Origin of the sequence: Haloarcula japonica DSM 6131 (genome assembly GCF_000336635.1) — an archaeon.
Lineage (GTDB): Archaea > Halobacteriota > Halobacteria > Halobacteriales > Haloarculaceae > Haloarcula > Haloarcula japonica.
This window is the reverse complement of sequence record NZ_AOLY01000048.1, coordinates 1-14,461: the sequence shown is the minus strand read 5'-3', so window position 1 is coordinate 14,461 and position 14,461 is coordinate 1. Positions and strand designations below refer to the sequence as shown.

The 14,461-nt window shown below is 59.5% G+C and carries 16 protein-coding genes and 1 pseudogene; 4 read left to right on the top strand and 13 right to left on the bottom strand.

What is annotated here, in order from left to right; all coding sequences use genetic code 11:
* Positions 1–11 precede the first annotated feature (11 nt).
* Positions 12–560, top strand: coding sequence for an HIT family protein (locus tag C444_RS20690; protein WP_004595079.1), 549 nt, complete (start codon positions 12–14; stop codon positions 558–560).
* 25 nt (positions 561–585) lie between these two features.
* Here the strand turns inward: C444_RS20690 and C444_RS20685 are convergent, their stop codons facing one another.
* From C444_RS20685 to C444_RS20675, 3 genes are all read right to left on the bottom strand, one after another.
* Positions 586–990 carry a DUF120 domain-containing protein gene (locus tag C444_RS20685; RefSeq protein WP_004595078.1) on the bottom strand — a complete coding sequence of 135 codons (405 nt, stop codon included), beginning with the start codon at positions 988–990 and terminating at the stop codon, positions 586–588.
* A 185-nt stretch (positions 991–1,175) separates the two neighbouring features.
* On the bottom strand, positions 1,176–1,574 hold the full coding sequence (locus C444_RS20680) for a VOC family protein (RefSeq protein ID WP_080509749.1): 399 nt from the start codon (positions 1,572–1,574) through the stop codon (positions 1,176–1,178).
* 89 nt (positions 1,575–1,663) lie between these two features.
* Entirely contained in the window at positions 1,664–2,839 is a 1,176-nt protein-coding gene (locus C444_RS20675) for an LLM class flavin-dependent oxidoreductase (protein WP_004595076.1), read from the bottom strand.
* Positions 2,840–2,972: 133 nt separating this feature from the next.
* Between C444_RS20675 and C444_RS20670 the strand changes: the two genes are divergently transcribed.
* Positions 2,973–3,401, top strand: a complete 429-nt coding sequence (locus C444_RS20670; protein ID WP_049909706.1) for a nuclear transport factor 2 family protein — start codon at positions 2,973–2,975, stop codon at positions 3,399–3,401.
* 79 nt (positions 3,402–3,480) lie between these two features.
* Here the strand turns inward: C444_RS20670 and C444_RS20665 are convergent, their stop codons facing one another.
* Both C444_RS20665 and C444_RS20660 read right to left on the bottom strand, forming a co-directional pair.
* Positions 3,481–4,959 carry a CoA-acylating methylmalonate-semialdehyde dehydrogenase gene (locus tag C444_RS20665; protein WP_004595074.1) on the bottom strand — a complete coding sequence of 493 codons (1,479 nt, stop codon included), beginning with the start codon at positions 4,957–4,959 and terminating at the stop codon, positions 3,481–3,483.
* A 92-nt stretch (positions 4,960–5,051) separates the two neighbouring features.
* A complete protein-coding gene (locus C444_RS20660) occupies positions 5,052–6,287 on the bottom strand; it encodes an iron-containing alcohol dehydrogenase (protein WP_004595073.1) in 1,236 nt (411 codons plus the stop codon).
* Between the two features lie 168 nt (positions 6,288–6,455).
* On the opposite strand from C444_RS20660, the gene C444_RS20655 reads away from it, so the two are divergent.
* A complete protein-coding gene (locus C444_RS20655; protein ID WP_049909705.1) occupies positions 6,456–7,181 on the top strand; it encodes an ABC transporter ATP-binding protein in 726 nt (241 codons plus the stop codon).
* Position 7,182: 1 nt separating this feature from the next.
* Positions 7,183–7,881 carry an ABC transporter ATP-binding protein gene (locus C444_RS20650; protein WP_004595071.1) on the top strand — a complete coding sequence of 233 codons (699 nt, stop codon included), beginning with the start codon at positions 7,183–7,185 and terminating at the stop codon, positions 7,879–7,881.
* Between the two features lie 389 nt (positions 7,882–8,270).
* Here C444_RS20650 and C444_RS20645 read toward each other — a convergent pair whose 3' ends face one another.
* The 8 genes and pseudogenes from C444_RS20645 to C444_RS21960 form a co-directional block, all read right to left on the bottom strand.
* The gene (locus tag C444_RS20645) at positions 8,271–9,281 is read right to left on the bottom strand and encodes a branched-chain amino acid ABC transporter permease (protein WP_004595070.1); all 1,011 of its coding nucleotides are present in this window, start codon (positions 9,279–9,281) and stop codon (positions 8,271–8,273) included.
* The gene (locus tag C444_RS20640) at positions 9,278–10,141 is read right to left on the bottom strand and encodes a branched-chain amino acid ABC transporter permease (protein WP_049909704.1); all 864 of its coding nucleotides are present in this window, start codon (positions 10,139–10,141) and stop codon (positions 9,278–9,280) included. Before C444_RS20640 ends, C444_RS20645 begins: the two co-directional genes overlap by 4 nt.
* 69 nt (positions 10,142–10,210) lie before the next feature.
* Positions 10,211–10,624 carry a Zn-ribbon domain-containing OB-fold protein gene (locus C444_RS21580; RefSeq protein WP_080509748.1) on the bottom strand — a complete coding sequence of 138 codons (414 nt, stop codon included), beginning with the start codon at positions 10,622–10,624 and terminating at the stop codon, positions 10,211–10,213.
* Entirely contained in the window at positions 10,624–11,574 is a 951-nt protein-coding gene (locus C444_RS20635; RefSeq protein WP_152420849.1) for a hydroxymethylglutaryl-CoA synthase family protein, read from the bottom strand. The genes C444_RS21580 and C444_RS20635 overlap by 1 nt, the downstream gene beginning before the upstream one ends.
* Positions 11,571–12,740 carry a thiolase domain-containing protein gene (locus C444_RS20630; protein ID WP_004595068.1) on the bottom strand — a complete coding sequence of 390 codons (1,170 nt, stop codon included), beginning with the start codon at positions 12,738–12,740 and terminating at the stop codon, positions 11,571–11,573. Before C444_RS20630 ends, C444_RS20635 begins: the two co-directional genes overlap by 4 nt.
* A 109-nt stretch (positions 12,741–12,849) precedes the next feature.
* Entirely contained in the window at positions 12,850–13,476 is a 627-nt protein-coding gene (locus tag C444_RS20625; RefSeq protein WP_004595067.1) for an FAD-dependent oxidoreductase, read from the bottom strand.
* 41 nt (positions 13,477–13,517) lie between these two features.
* Positions 13,518–14,330, bottom strand: a complete 813-nt coding sequence (locus C444_RS20620; RefSeq protein WP_004595066.1) for an alpha/beta fold hydrolase — start codon at positions 14,328–14,330, stop codon at positions 13,518–13,520.
* Between the two features lie 58 nt (positions 14,331–14,388).
* Positions 14,389–14,461 (bottom strand): annotated as a pseudogene (locus tag C444_RS21960) (IS6 family transposase); the annotation flags it as partial.

Below are 14,461 nucleotides of genomic sequence, written 5' to 3'. Positions count from 1 at the left end.
AAATGACAGCGATGGACGCCTTATTCGCCCCATGGCGGATGGAATGGGTCACGAGAGACCGCTCCGGCGACCCCGATGGCCCGGAGTGTCCGTTCTGCCGGTTGCCGGTGGTAGACGATGACCGCGAGAACAACATCGTCGCCCGGAGTGACTCGTCGTACGTGTTGCTCAACAACAGACCCTACAATCCGGGACACGTGATGACGATTCCGTACGAACACACTGGTGAGTTCCAGACATTGGACGAACGCACCGTACTCGATTGTATGCAGACGGCACAGGTGGCCGTACAGGCGGTGACTGACGGACTCTCGCCAGACGGATTCAATCTTGGTTGTAACATCGGTAGTGCGGGTGGGGCATCGATAAACGATCACCTCCACCTCCATATCATCCCGCGCTGGGAGAGCGATACATCGTTCATGCCGCTGACGGCAAATACCGCTATCGTTGAAGAAGCGGTCAACGAGACATATGTCCGTCTTCGAGACGCGTTACTCGACATCGACAGTGTCCAAGCGGAGGACGAGCAGGGAGCCGTGAAAATTAACCACGACTGAACGCTGTCGCTTCCAGCTCTTGCGTTTACCGTGGTGAAGAGATGGAGACTTCGAGCGGTTCGTCATCTACGAGGTCCAACCGGTCGCGTAATCGGACCGGTGAGATGAGTTCGATTGTGGACGTATCGTGGTCGGTCTTGTCGGGAACGATGGCGTGTAACCGAAGGGAGTCATCAGCCGGGCCCAGTGAGGCTGGATAGCAGTCGACTGCACCAAACGTGCCGGTATCGGTCTCCCATTCGGTCACACGAATGGATTCAAGTGTGGTAAGTTGGTCACCAATGTCCGAATCGAGGTCGAGATTCAGTGTGCCCGGATATGGCTCGTATCCCAGTAACTCCGAAAACTGATCCGCGTACCCCTCCATCGTGACGAACTCCTTACCCCGGCCGAAGCCACTTGTTACCGTGCCCGAAACCGTCAGGCTCATCACCAGCACCTCCGGGGATGCTGCGCTGTCCACACTCGCGTGTGGAGAGGCTTGTCTACTTGTATCATGTCGCTTGTTCTCTCATCTCAACGGGCGATAATATAGCTTACCCACGCACCACCGTCTACGTATTGGCACCGGTGGCGTCTCGGGCAGATGACTTGATACCAGCGTCGTCGTATCGCTCAGTTATCGAGCGGAGCCGAAATCTCAACTGTGTACCCGTCCGGATCAGCCAGAATCGCCATCCGTCGTCCCCAGTCCACGTCGGTCGGGTCCATCCGGACTGTCTCCCCGGAGTCGTGCGCCCGCTGGCAGACGGCATCAACTTCGTTAGGACCATCGACCTCGATTGCGACGATCACACCGTCACCGCGGTCGTCACCGGGCTCCTCAAGCCCAAAGGCGTCTAGCACTGCTGGATCGAAATCCGACTCCAAGACGAGCGTGGCTTGGCCGGTGTCGTATTCGATGTTACTGTCGCTGATCTCGTCTGGTTCGACTCCGACAACGGTTTCGTAGAACTCACTCGATGCGTCGAGATCAGTCACCATTAGCAGTGACTGGTGCAGTGCTGGGCTCATACGTCATTACGACCGAGCGCCTATCGTTTAATACTATCTCAAAAAGAATGCGGAGCAAAGCCTCGAATATCTAAGGACGGTTGGTAGAGTTAGTCGTCTGCTCCGGCCGTCTGGGCGGTACCGCCGGTGACCTGACCCATGCGCCGGAGTTCAGGCATGACCTCGTCCGCGAAGAGTTCGCGGTTCCTGATTGCCTTTTCGTGGCTGAGGTTGCCGAAGGTGAACTGGCCGGCAAATCGGCCAAAGCCACCGACGACGTCGTACTGCCGTTCGATTTCGGCAGCGACGGTCTCGGGACTTCCAACGATGACCTCGCCGCGGTCCGAGAATTCGTCGAAGTCGAAGTTCCACGCAAGTTCGCCGTGGGGATGGAGGTTCTCGATGTAGGTCTCCTCCTTTTCGGGGTCGTACTCGTCGTCGCCCATCATCCATGCGGTCGCGCCTTTGTGAACGCCCGCAGTGATGTTCTTGTAGTGGTATTTCAGGGCTTCTCTCGCCTCTTCAGTGGCCTTCTCGTCGGTCTCGGCGACATACACCGTCCGGCTGACAGTGAACTTGTCGTCGCCGACCGAGTTGCCTTCCTCGTTGGCGTACTCGCGGTACTCATCGAAGATTTCCCGCATCTCCTGTGGAGAGTTGAAGACTGAACCGATTCCGACGTCTTTCTCGGCGGCCCAGCGGAGCGACTCCTCGCTTTCGGCGGGCATCCAGAGTTCGGGATGCGGGTCTTGGTACGGGCGGGGCCACGTGTAGACGTTGTCATACTGCCAGTACTCACCGTCCCAGTCGAAGGGTTCGTCCGCCGTCCACGTCTTGAGTATGAGCTTCCAGGCCTCCTCGAAGCGGTCACGCGACTCCTCCATAGGGACGCTCCAAGAGGCATATTCGGTGGGGATACCGCGAGCGAACCCGCTGATGATGCGGCCCTCCGTCATGTTGTCGAGCATCGCGATCTCCTCGGCAAGTCGTACTGGGTTCTCCCGTGTCGGGATGACGTTCGCGAAGAAGGCGATGGTCGCATCCTCCGTCCTAGCCGCGAGATTCGAGGCCATGATATTCGGCGAGGGCATCAGACCATAGGCCGAGAAGTGGTGTTCGTTGACACCGAGACCGTCGAAACCGAGTTCGTCACTGTACTCCAACTGATTGAGATAGTCTTTGTACAGCTTGGATCCTTTCTCCTTGTCCCATTTGTCGTTGGGGAACGGCCAGGCATGGTCGTTTACCCACTGGTACGGCATAATATGGAAGTCGAACAGTTCCATACCGGCTATTGAAGATTCCAGTTACTTAATATTTCCCCAGAAGTTAACATTCCTCATCCCGCGTGGGGCCTCCACAGCCGTCAGAAGTGCCGCGGCGGAAGTATTATAGAAAGACAACCGTACTAGATAGAGTATGGGTAACATGCCAGACCCAGCCATCGAACGGAAGAGTATCGTTCTCGAATACTTCCAGCGGCTTGATCGCGGTGAGGACTTTCTCGGACTGTTTGCCGACGATGCGCGTGTGTTCTATCCGAAATGGGGCATTGCGACGGGGCATGACGAAATAGGCGAGATGTTCGGTGACGTCGGCACCCTCGTATCGTCGATGTCCCATGACTACGAGACGTTCAATTACGTGATCGACGGCGACACGGTCGTCGTGGAGGGGACGAGCACTGGTGAGACAGCCGAGGGGATCGAATGGCAGCCGGACGGCGCACCTGGCGGCGGCCGCTGGTGTGACGTCTTCGAGGTCCGCGACGGCGAGATCCAGCGGCTGTTCATTTACCTGGACCCCGACTACGCCGGGAAGGACACGGACCAGTACCCCTGGCTCTGAGTTAGCCGCTTGACCGAACAGTCTCGAAAAATACCGCCGTGATCCCGAGGGGATCTACGGTCGTTTTTCACGGGGGCGCTCAAGCATCCGGCCAGCGCTCGATGTAGACCGTTTCGTCGGTGTAGAAGCGGACGACGTCTTCGGCTTGTGCATGGAGGTCCCCGAAGAAGGAATCCTTCTGGCCACCGAAGTGGAAGAAGGCCATCGGTGCCGCCGTACCCGCGTTGATCGCCAGGTTACCCGCCTGCGCGTTGTGACGGAAGTCTCGTGCCTCGGCACCTTCACCCGTGAACAGACTTGCGGCGTTGCCGAAGTCTGAACTGTTCAGCACCTCGATGCCTTGATCAACGTCGGTGACGGACATGAGGCTGAGGACCGGTCCGAATATCTCCTCCTGCGCGATGACCATGTCTGGTGTGACGTCAGTGAAGATACAGGGCCCGAGGAAGTTGCCGTCCTCGGACCCTTCGACGGACACGTCGCGGCCGTCAAGGACGAGGTTTGCTCCCTCTTGTACGCCCGTCTCTACGTAGTTCCGGACTCGCTCCTCGTGTTCGGGCGTAATGAGCGCCCCTACGTCGGTCTCCTCGTCAAGGCCGTAGCCGACGACTTGGCTGGCGGCGATGTCGACGACGAGATCCCTGAACTCCCCGTAGACACTCTCCTCAACGCAGACGACATCGTTGGCAAGACACCGCTCACCGCTACAGGCGAGTGCCGATGAAACACTCTTTCGGGCGGCAAACTCCAGATCCGCAGTCTCTGAGACGACGATGTGGTTTTTCGCCCCACCCTGTGCCTGGACCCGCTTTCCGTTCGCAGCGGCCTTCTGGTAAATGGTCTTCGCGACGGGGGTGCTTCCGACGAAGGAGATGCCCTCGATGCCGTCGTGCTCGATGAGCGCGTCGACTGTATCGACGCTCCCGTTGACAAGTTGGACGACGCCGTCAGGAAATCCGGCCTCGTCGATGAGTTCGAACATATACTTCGTCGTGAGCGGGTCCCGCTCGCTGGGCTTGAGGATAAACGAGTTACCCGAGGCAACAGCATAGGGCAGAAACCAGAGTGGAATCATCCCGGGGAAATTAAACGGCGTGACGGCCGCAAAGACGCCGAGGGGCTTCCGGACGGCCGTCTCGTCGATGTTTGGGGCAGCGTTCTCAACGTGGCCAGCCTGCATCAGCGTCGGCATCCCGCAGGCCGTCTCGACGTTTTCGATGCCACGGCGGAGTTCCCCCCGTGCTTCATCGAGTGTCTTCCCGTGCTCCTCAACGAGGACCTCTGCAAGGGCGTCGAGGTGCTCCTCAAGCAGTTGCTTCAGTTCGAACAGTGGCTGGATGCGTTCCTCGATGGGGCGTTGGCTCCATGTATTAAAGGCCGCCTGACCGTGCTGGACTGCCTCGTCGACATCACCGTCAGTACTGAATCCGACGTAGGAGAGGGTCTCACCCGTCGCAGGGTTGACGACGTCCATGCCGTCCGTTCCCGTGGCGTCCGTCCATTGGCCGCCGATGTAGTTCTGTACCTGGTTTTGTCCACTTTGCTGTGGTTCGGACATACCCTGCAGTTCCAAAGCATTCCAATTAGTAGTTTGGATTCGACGGTTTCGAGGCTCCATGTCGAAGCCATCAGCCAGTTAGACCTGGAATCTCAGGAGCGGCGAGGGCTGTCGGGAGCGAGGGCGTCGTCGTAGATATCGATGTAAAGGTCTCGAATCTCGTCGCTGGTAGGCTTTCGAGGGTTGTTGGCCGGCGAACCGGAGTCGATTGCATCCTGCGTCATTTCGTCAACGACCGAGAGGTATCTCTCCCGGGACGGGACCTCACCAAAATCGTCAAGATAGCCGGTGAGATCCAGGTCGTCACAGAGCCGAAGAATCCCCTCAGCAGCTTTGTCTGCAGCCTCACGGGTAGTATCCGACTCGTCGGCAGCGCCGAGGATGCGAGCCACCGTGGCATACTTCTCCGGCGCGGCCATCGCGGAGAACTCGGCGACGTAGGGCAGGATGAGCGCGTTCGCCAGGCCGTGTGGGACGTGAAGTTGCGCGCCTAACGGCCTCGCGAGCCCGTGGACGAGTGCGACAGAGGAGTTAGTGAAGGCCTGACCAGCCTGGAGCTGTCCGACGAGCATATCGGCGCGGGCATCGAGGTCGTCGCCATTGGCCCAGGCGACCGGCAGCGAGCGGGCGATGCGTTCCATAGCCTCCTCAGCGGAGCTATCGGGGATGTCGTAGGCGTTGACCGACACGTAGGCTTCGATGGCGTGGGTCAAGGCGTCGATACCGGTGAAGGCGGTGTGGCTGCGGGGCAATGAGACGGTGAGCTCCGGATCCTCGATAGCGATGTCGGGGACGACGTTCTCCGAGACGATTAGGAACTTTGTCGACGTGGACTCGTCGCTGACGACAACCGACCGTGTCGCCTCGCTTCCGGTACCAGCGGTTGTGTTGACGGCGATGAGCGGTGGCGTCGGCTCGGGCACGCCCTCATAGCCTGCCCTGTCAACCCCGAAGTCGCGAATCTCGCCGTCGTTGCTGGCGAGAATGCCGACACCCTTGCCTGTGTCAATGGATGATCCCCCACCAAGCGTGACGAGAACATCGCAGTCGTGGCGCTTCCACAGTTCGTAGGCCGACTCGATGTTCTCAACTGTCGGGTCTGGCCTGACGTCGGTGTAGGAAACGGACTCGACGCCAGCGGTGTCGAGTGCGTCGATGACCTTGTCACCGTGGAACTCGAATATCTGTTCGGTCGCAACGAGTAACGCGGTGGTCCCGTGACGGGCAGCGTACTCACCGACTTGCTCGACAGCACCGGCACCGACGACGACGCTACTCGGCGATACGACTGTTCGTGTCTCTCGCGAGAGAGGGGTCTCGTATGTCACACTGTATCCATTTTCGGGTTTCCAATTAATTCTTCCGGGTTCACGGGTGCGGGACGGCCTACCCGGCACAGCAGAACCTCCGCGAGTCGTGCGTCGACAGCCAGCGTTCCCCGAGAAAGCCAGCTACAGACCCTATGTTTTATGTTGGCCTGCAGGATATGGCAGCCTATGTTAACGGCTAGCGGAGTGACAAAACGGTTCGGCGGCCTCACCGCTGTCGACAAGGTAGACCTCAGTATAGACGACGGGGAGATAATCGGCCTTATCGGGCCCAACGGTGCCGGAAAGACGACCCTGTTCAACTCCATTGCCGGCGTGTACACACCTGAGGAGGGCTCGATTACGTTCGATGGGACGGAACTCGTCGGGAAGGCGCCCCACGAAATCGCACGCCAGGGGATCACACGGACGTTCCAGACGGCGCGAACGTTCAATGAATCCACTGTGGTGGACAACGTTCTCGCAGGGGCGATGTTCGGCAGGAAGAATTCGGGTTCGCTGGAGGAAGAACGCGAGAATGTGTGGGAATACCTTGAGTTCCTCGGGCTCGAGGACAAGGGCAACGAGGACGCCAGCAGCCTCACGATTGCCCACCGGAAACAACTCGAACTCGCCCGGGCGCTCGCATCAGAACCGAAGCTAATCCTTGTCGACGAGATCGGGAGCGGACTTACGCCGACGGAACTCGACGAACTGTCCCGGAATCTTCAGCGGACGCGCGACGAGTTCGGTATCTCTGTGTTTTGGATCGAACACGTCATGGACGCCATCATGAACGCAACTGACCGGATAATCGTTCTCAACCAGGGGCAGAAGATCGCTGAGGGGTCGCCGAGCCAGATCCAACAGAACCGCCAGGTTGCGGACGCGTATCTCGGCGGGGCGGAGGCCTGACATGATTACAGTAGAAGACATCAGCGTCCACTACGGCGACCTGCAGGTGTTGTGGGATCTCTCGCTTGAGATTCGGGAAAACGACTCTGTCGTCGCCATCGTGGGGCCCAATGGCGCTGGCAAGACGACGCTTCTGAAGTCGATGTCGGGCGTTCTCAGGCCAACCAGTGGCAGCATCGAACTGTTCGGGAGAGACGCGACAACACTGTCCCCCAGCAAGATCGTCGAGGAAGGGTTCGTCCACGTTTCCGAGAAGCGGAACCTCTTCAATGACCTCACGGTTTACGAGAATCTCAAGATGGGAGCCTATACCGAACGCGATCAGTTCCGGGCCACCTTCGAGGAAGTCATCGACATGTTCCCAGTGCTCGACGAGCGCCGGGATCAGAAGGCCGGTACCCTCAGCGGCGGCGAGCAGCAGATGCTTGCCATCGGTCGCGGCCTTATGGCGCATCCGGATATTTTAGCGCTTGACGAGCCTTCCGGAGCACTTGCACCACAGTTAGCCGAGCGCGTGTTCGCTAAGATCGAGGAGATCAGCGAGAACACAACTGTCATTCTGATCGAGCAACACGTCGACCGGGCATTGGATCTTTCGGACCGAGCCTATCTCTTCGAGAACGGTCGCATCGCAACCGAAGGCAGCGGGGCCGACCTGCTCGAGAGCGACCACGTCAAGGAAAGCTACCTCAGCGGGTGAAACTGCACAGTTTCGGCGATAGCTCCGGAGAGATACGTGCGTTCTACGTTGGATTTTCGACCCTCGAAATCTGGGATGGCGAGAAAATAGGTGCCAGTCGGTCAGTCTGTCCAGCGCCAGCGATAGCGGGGAAAACTCTCCGACATCGGTGAATTCGATGCGCTGGAGGTCCTCGGCAACAAGCTGCCTATCCCTTATCAGACGGATTCGGCCAGTGTCTCTAACGCATACAAGTGGCCCAGATCTATCGTATCAATAACGCACAAGACATGGTACGTGGCGTCTCACCACACGCCTCCTGGCTGCCATCCGCTGGAGCCAGTCGGTTGTTTCCCATAGTATCCGGAGTATGAAATTGGCACGTAAGAGCGTCTGCCGGAGGTGGAGGGCTATCGCTCGGGAGCCCGCGATCCCGGCATGAGATCCTGTGCGCGTCGTTTGACATCCCACTTGTCGAGGTAATCATCGACAAACGGGACGACCCCGTCACGGAAGTACAGGAACAAGACGACCAGCAGGGTGCCGAACAAGATGGAGCGGAACTCGGCAAACGCTCGGAGTTGCTCATTCAGCAGGATAATGATGGCTGAACCGACGAGCGGGCCGTACATTGTCCGGAGGCCACCGACGATGAGCATGATGAGGATAAGAACGTCGATGTTGTTAAATTGGTACGTGCCCGGAGAGACGAAGCCTGAGAGCTGGGCAAAGAATGGTCCAACGAGCCCGATAGCGAACGTAGCGACAAAGCCAGCGATGACTTTGTACTTCACCGTGTCCAGTCCGACCGATTTTGCTGCAGTCTCGTCCTGGCGAATCATCTCAAAGGCCAATCCATAACGGGAGTTCATCAAGTACTGGTAAACTGCCAGCATACCGAGCAGCACGACACCGAGCGTATAAAAGAGGACGATATCTTCGGTGAACCACGGCAGGTTCACCAGCGGCGGAATCGTGAGCCCGTCGAAGGCCAGCCCCGTGACGCCGCCAGTAACGTCTCGGAGGCTGTTGACCAGTTCGATGATAGAGAACTGCAGCGCAAGGGTCAGAATAGAAATTACAATAACAGTGAGTTCTCGAATCGCTGCTACGTAGGTCACTGTGACGCCGACGACGCCCGCAAGCAGCCCACCCGCGAGGAGTGAAAACCACGGTGAGATTCCGAGCCACTGCGCCGTCAATGCCGTCGTATAGGCCCCAATAGCCGCGACGGCACCAGTGAACAGAAGCAACTGGTCTGTGTGACCGAACACGAGATTAAGTGCCGTGGTGAGGATGGCATAGAGGACCATCAGGATAAAAACGCGTGCGAGGTAGCTCTCTCCTGGCGCGAAGAAAGCGGGTGGAATAGCCGCGAGAACTCCGGCGACGAGCAGGAGGTGATACCGATCTCGCTTCATTGGATTCCCTCCGGTTTGAGGACCAGGGTGACAATCGCAGCCCCAAACAGCGCAATCGTCGAAATATACGAACCGAGATATGCACTCAGGAACGTCGTGAGAATACCCAGACCGACCCCCGCAACAACGACGCCGAGTATACTCGTGACGCCGCCGACGATAGAAACGATGACTGCGGTGATAGTCAGGTTGAATGCTCCGGCGACGTTCGTCTCGAAGGAGAGCCCATAGAGAATGCCTGCGGAGGCGGCGATGACGATGCTCAACACGAAGACGAACGTCCGCATCCGGCTCGTGTCGATACCGCAGTAGACCGCGCCCGTCTCGTCTTGCATGATGGTTCGTGTGGCGAGTCCGGTGTAGGTTCTGCTGAAGAAGAGGTACATCGCGAGCAGAATGACCAGCGAGAGAACGATGATGACGAGTGAGCTCCCCCGGATAAACGCGCCAAAGACCTCGACAGAGGGAATCTCGACTGGTACAGCGAACTCACCAGTGTAGCGAAGCGAAAGCGCACCTTGAAGGGCAATCGAGAGCCCAAGCGTCGTGAAGATACCAAGCAGAAGACGTTCGTCGCCCTCAGAACGGTAGACCAGTTGCAGGACCGACCGTTCAAGAACGATGCCCAACCCACCAGTAAGTGCAATCGCGAACACGGCCGCAAGTACGACCGGAACGCTTGCAGTGAGTTCCACGACAAGCAGGATGGCGATGACGGTGAAAACGCCCAACGCCAGATTCAGGATGCCACCGAGGCCGAAGACGAGTGTGATTCCAAGCCCGAGCATTGCGTACAGGAGGCCCAGGCTCAGCCCATCAACTGCTAATGCACCTATGCGTACGAGTGTATTGGCGACCATGATCTATTGAATCCTAATCAGTTGTGTGACGAGGCGTTTCTTATACTTTTTGGTGACTGGTATCATGCGTCAATCTGGCCGGAACTTCGTGCCGTACCGGGTGATGCCTTCCTGCTCGTAGATACGACGCACGACCGCTGTAACACGGTCTCCGCGTCCGATATCGTGGGGATCACAGTCTGTCAGCATACCTGGGACGCGGACGCCCTCGTCAAGTTCCACGAGAACGACCCCGATTGCACCCTCGGCATCGAGGAGCGTAGTGAACTCCGGTGGCGCACCGCTCTCAATGATTGTCTGTGCGACCACCGTTCCGGTGCCCTCAGGTTCGGTCGGAGTCAGAGCGTCGATGGCGTTGCACTCGACGCAGGCCCCCTCAGCCGGGAACGTGTACCCACCGCACTCCTGACATTCGCCGACGACTAGCCGGTACCGGCCGTCGAGGTTACGCCACCACGCCGGGACACTCAGATACGCCCCCATCAGTGGTCACCTCCATTGGACAGCACGTGTCCACGTTTTCGGAGGTACTCCGGGTAAGAGATATCCGTCGCCGGGCGCGCCCAGTCGACATCGAGCGCTCCCTCGATCACAATCGCGTCGACAGACGACCCTGCGCCGTAGCCAAGCACCGCCACGGTCTCCTCGCCTGCATCCCACGCAGCCAGGAGGCCGAACAGCGGGCTTGCTGCACCGGTGTCCCCGAGCTCTGAAGCGAGATGATGGACAGAATCGACGTCGGCCGATCTGCCGACGCGTCCTGGGAGACTCCCGTCCGGCGCGGTCGGTGCGAGCGCGGCGGGCACGTCGTCGAGTAACTCCAGTGCCCCGTTAATGGTCGTCGTGTACGCCTCGCGTTCGTACGCAGTCGCGTCGTACGTCTCGACGGACTCAGATCCCCGTTGCCGGAACCTGGTCCCGGGGAACTCACGGGTGTAAGTAGCTGTCTGCCGGACGGTCGGACCGCTGTCCCCGGTCACTACGGCGACTGCGCCAGCGCCCGCCCCGTGGTCGATTGCGTCGTCTGGGTCGCCCTGTGGACAGTCTGCCGCCACCGCTAACGCCGGTCCGTCGGCCCGAACCGCCGCCAGTAGTGCTCGCGTTCCGGCGCGAGTCGACTGCGTGTGGACCGACACCTCAATGTCGTTTTCCAGCCCGAGAATTTCGGCGATGGTGGTTCCGATGTCACCCTCTTCTCGGGGCGGCGTCGTCGTTCCGACGCTCAGCGTCGTCAGCGAGTTACGGCCGACCGATGCGTCGGCAAGCGCATCTTTACACGCCGCTACAGCCATCGTCACCGCATCCTCGTCGGCACCGGGGACACGTTTTTCCTGAATACCACGGGCTCGAAAACCGTCCCAAGCCTCGCCGATTTCCTGGGCCGTGATGCGGTAGGTCGGCAGATACGAGCCGACACCCTCGATAACAGTCATGCCCATCCCCCCTCGTAGACGTGGACGGCAACAGCGCCACCGGAACCACCCACGTTGTGCGTGAGTCCGCGTTCGAGCCCATCAGCCTGGCGATCCCCCGCCTCGCCCCGAAGCTGTTTGAAAACTTCGACGGCCTGGCCGATGCCTGTTGCACCGATTGGGTGGCCTTTGGACTTGAGACCGCCGGAGAGGTTCACCGGCCGCTCCCCGTCGGGCTCTGTCGCACCGCTCTCGATGTACGTACCGGCCTCGCCGGGGGCACAGAAACCTAGGTCCTCGTAGGCGAGAAGCTCAGCGATAGAGAAACAGTCGTGGACCTCGGCGAAATCCACGTCTTCGGCGCTGATGCCAGCGTCGTCGTAGGCCTCCTTGGCGGCCCCCTGCGAAGCCGGAATGCTTGTCAAGGACGGCCGCTGGAACAGGCCGACACGGCTGCTGGCATGGCCACTCCCGGTGATTCGGACCGGATCGTCGGTCAACTCTTTGGCAACCTCGCGGCTCGCGAGTATGGCGGCACCTGCGCCATCCGATGTCGGGCAGCAGTCATAGAGGTTCAGGGGGTCTGCAACGACGGTCCCGTTGACGGCGTCCTCAAGTGAGCATTCGAATCGGAGGTGCGCGTGGGGGTTTTTTGCACCGTTTCTGTGGTTCTTTACCGCAACGGTGGAGAGTTGCTCCCGCGTCGTCCCGTACTCCCCCATGTGGGCGTCGGCCATCTGTGCGTAAACCCCCGCGAAAGTCGTCCCTGCCATTCGCTCCCACTCGGTTTCGCCGGAAACGCCGAGCCAATAACGGGTCCGGTCTCCGCTCATATCGGTCATGATTTCGACACCGCCGGCGAGCGCGACGTCTGCCATGCCAGCACGGATAGACTGGACCGCCTGGCGCAGGGCGGAGCCGCCAGCTGCACAGGCGTTCTCGATATGGGTCGCGGACGTCCCGTCGAGCCCTGCGTACTCGGTGACACTGGGCGCACTCAGTCCTAATTGGCGGCCGCCGACGCCGAGCGTCCCGAGAAACGCCTCATCGATATCAGTTCGATCCAGCTGACCGTCCACACTGTCGAGCGCGTGTTCGAGAGCTGTCGCAAACAGCGAGCGGTACGATTCCTCCGGGAATGCGCCGAAGTCGGATTGCGCCGCTCCGACGACGTACACGTCTTGCATAGCACTGACATCTACTCCCAGGGAGTAAAGTTGTTTGCATCAGTGGGGGCACGTTCTGCCGCGGACTCCGAGCGAAACGATAGGTCGGGAACGAGCAAGTGTGGTGTGGTCAGGCTGGCCCGAAACTCTCGATTTCGACGGCGGCAAGGTCGACGCCGACAGCGGTCAGTGCCTCCTTCGTCTCGTCGACGAATTCCTGGAAGCCGAACACGTAGGTGATAGCCGATTCGAGAGCGAGTGACTCAACAGTCGAGCCGAGGTCTTCTGAGCGAATGACGGTCGCGCCACGGTCTTCCAGCATAGCGAGCCGTTTTCCGTGGGGCGGGTTGGGTCCGCCGTGGACGATAGTCACGTCGTGGCCAAACTGGCGGGCGCGTTCAGCGATACCGACTGCTGGCCCAATACCTGGTCCGCGTGCAAACACGAATGCGTCGCTGTCCCCGGTATACTGGATATCACCGAAGGGCCCCTCGACCGTAATCTCCTCCCCGAGCGTACGCTCGACGAGCCAGGGACCGAGCGTCCCGTCGGGATCGACCGCAACGGTCATTTCAAATGACCCGGCGACATCCGGCGAGGATATCGTGTAGTAGCCTGTCTCCTCCTCACCGTCGACGGTCGCCCGAACGAGGACGAACTGCCCCGGATAGGCCTCGAAGTCCGCCGGTGTCTCGACTTCGATGGCGACAGTCCGCTCACCGACAGTCTCGATTCTCGTGATCGGTAGCGATGGCATACACTACCATCCCGCCGACCAGATTAAAAAAAGATTCTGCCCTACAGGTCGCGTGCGAACTGCCGGAGCTCGCGATTATACCGGTCGGGCGATTCCCAGAACGGCGTATGGCCAGTCTCCGGATACATGGAGAGTGTCGCGTCGTCGGCGAGGTCTTCGTATTCTCGTGCGGATTTGGGGAGCATGACAGCGTCCTCTTCACCGTGAGTGACCAGGACTGGGATGTCGAGTGCGGCAAGCGACGAATCGTGTCGCACGGTTCGGTCCCGCAGACTGTCACGGACACGAGGCGGCACGACGACATTGTATCCGAGCATGTAGGCCCGGTCGGCCGACGAGAGGTCGTCGTAGACACAGAGATCGACGAACTCCTGTAAGGTCCGGACGCTCTCCATGACGTCGGTCGAGACGAACCCCTCCATGAGATCGAGGTACGCCTGTCCGAGGCGCGCGTTGCCGGCCTCGGTCCCGATCTCTGAGACGCCACCGACGAGGTTGAGCCCGGCGATCCGGTCTGTGCCAAAGGCATCGAGATAGTCAAGAACCTCCAGCCCGCCGTAGGACCAGCCCACCAAGACAGCGTCATCGACATCGAGTTCCGCGAACACCGCGTCGAGGTCCCGTGCCCACAGATCCGAGTCTGCGTAGGCATCGTGGGGTTTGTCTGACTCCCCGTGACCACGGTTGTCCGGTGCGATCAGACGGAAATCTTCCGTCAGGTTGGACTCGAACTGGTTGCGCCACGAGAGCCGACTCTGAGAGTAGCCGTGGATCAGGACGACTGGCCGGCCGCTTCCAGTCTCCTCAACTGCCAACGAGACGCCGTCAGCACCGTCGATAGTGTGTGTTACCATGCTACTTTATAACAGAACGGGAGCCCATAGGTGTTTTCGTCGGGTCACTGCATCGTGTTCAGATTAGCTGATTCCATGCGAAGCTGAATGACCTGAGCCAATCGTCAGCTGTTTCCGCTTCGGCGTTGCTG

Excerpts from the sequence above, each read along its gene's own strand:
- C444_RS20690 (WP_004595079.1), top strand. The coding sequence starts at position 12 with ATGGACGCCTTATTCGCCCCATGGCGGATGGAATGGGTCACGAGAGAC.
- C444_RS20685 (WP_004595078.1), bottom strand. The coding sequence starts at position 990 with ATGAGCCTGACGGTTTCGGGCACGGTAACAAGTGGCTTCGGCCGGGGT.
- C444_RS20680 (WP_080509749.1), bottom strand. The coding sequence starts at position 1,574 with ATGAGCCCAGCACTGCACCAGTCACTGCTAATGGTGACTGATCTCGAC.
- C444_RS20675 (WP_004595076.1), bottom strand. The coding sequence starts at position 2,839 with ATGGAACTGTTCGACTTCCATATTATGCCGTACCAGTGGGTAAACGAC.
- C444_RS20670 (WP_049909706.1), top strand. The coding sequence starts at position 2,973 with ATGGGTAACATGCCAGACCCAGCCATCGAACGGAAGAGTATCGTTCTC.
- C444_RS20665 (WP_004595074.1), bottom strand. The coding sequence starts at position 4,959 with ATGTCCGAACCACAGCAAAGTGGACAAAACCAGGTACAGAACTACATC.
- C444_RS20655 (WP_049909705.1), top strand. The coding sequence starts at position 6,456 with ATGTTAACGGCTAGCGGAGTGACAAAACGGTTCGGCGGCCTCACCGCT.
- C444_RS20650 (WP_004595071.1), top strand. The coding sequence starts at position 7,183 with ATGATTACAGTAGAAGACATCAGCGTCCACTACGGCGACCTGCAGGTG.
- C444_RS20645 (WP_004595070.1), bottom strand. The coding sequence starts at position 9,281 with ATGAAGCGAGATCGGTATCACCTCCTGCTCGTCGCCGGAGTTCTCGCG.
- C444_RS20640 (WP_049909704.1), bottom strand. The coding sequence starts at position 10,141 with ATGGTCGCCAATACACTCGTACGCATAGGTGCATTAGCAGTTGATGGG.
- C444_RS21580 (WP_080509748.1), bottom strand. The coding sequence starts at position 10,624 with ATGGGGGCGTATCTGAGTGTCCCGGCGTGGTGGCGTAACCTCGACGGC.
- C444_RS20635 (WP_152420849.1), bottom strand. The coding sequence starts at position 11,574 with ATGACTGTTATCGAGGGTGTCGGCTCGTATCTGCCGACCTACCGCATC.
- C444_RS20630 (WP_004595068.1), bottom strand. The coding sequence starts at position 12,740 with ATGCAAGACGTGTACGTCGTCGGAGCGGCGCAATCCGACTTCGGCGCA.
- C444_RS20625 (WP_004595067.1), bottom strand. The coding sequence starts at position 13,476 with ATGCCATCGCTACCGATCACGAGAATCGAGACTGTCGGTGAGCGGACT.
- C444_RS20620 (WP_004595066.1), bottom strand. The coding sequence starts at position 14,330 with ATGGTAACACACACTATCGACGGTGCTGACGGCGTCTCGTTGGCAGTT.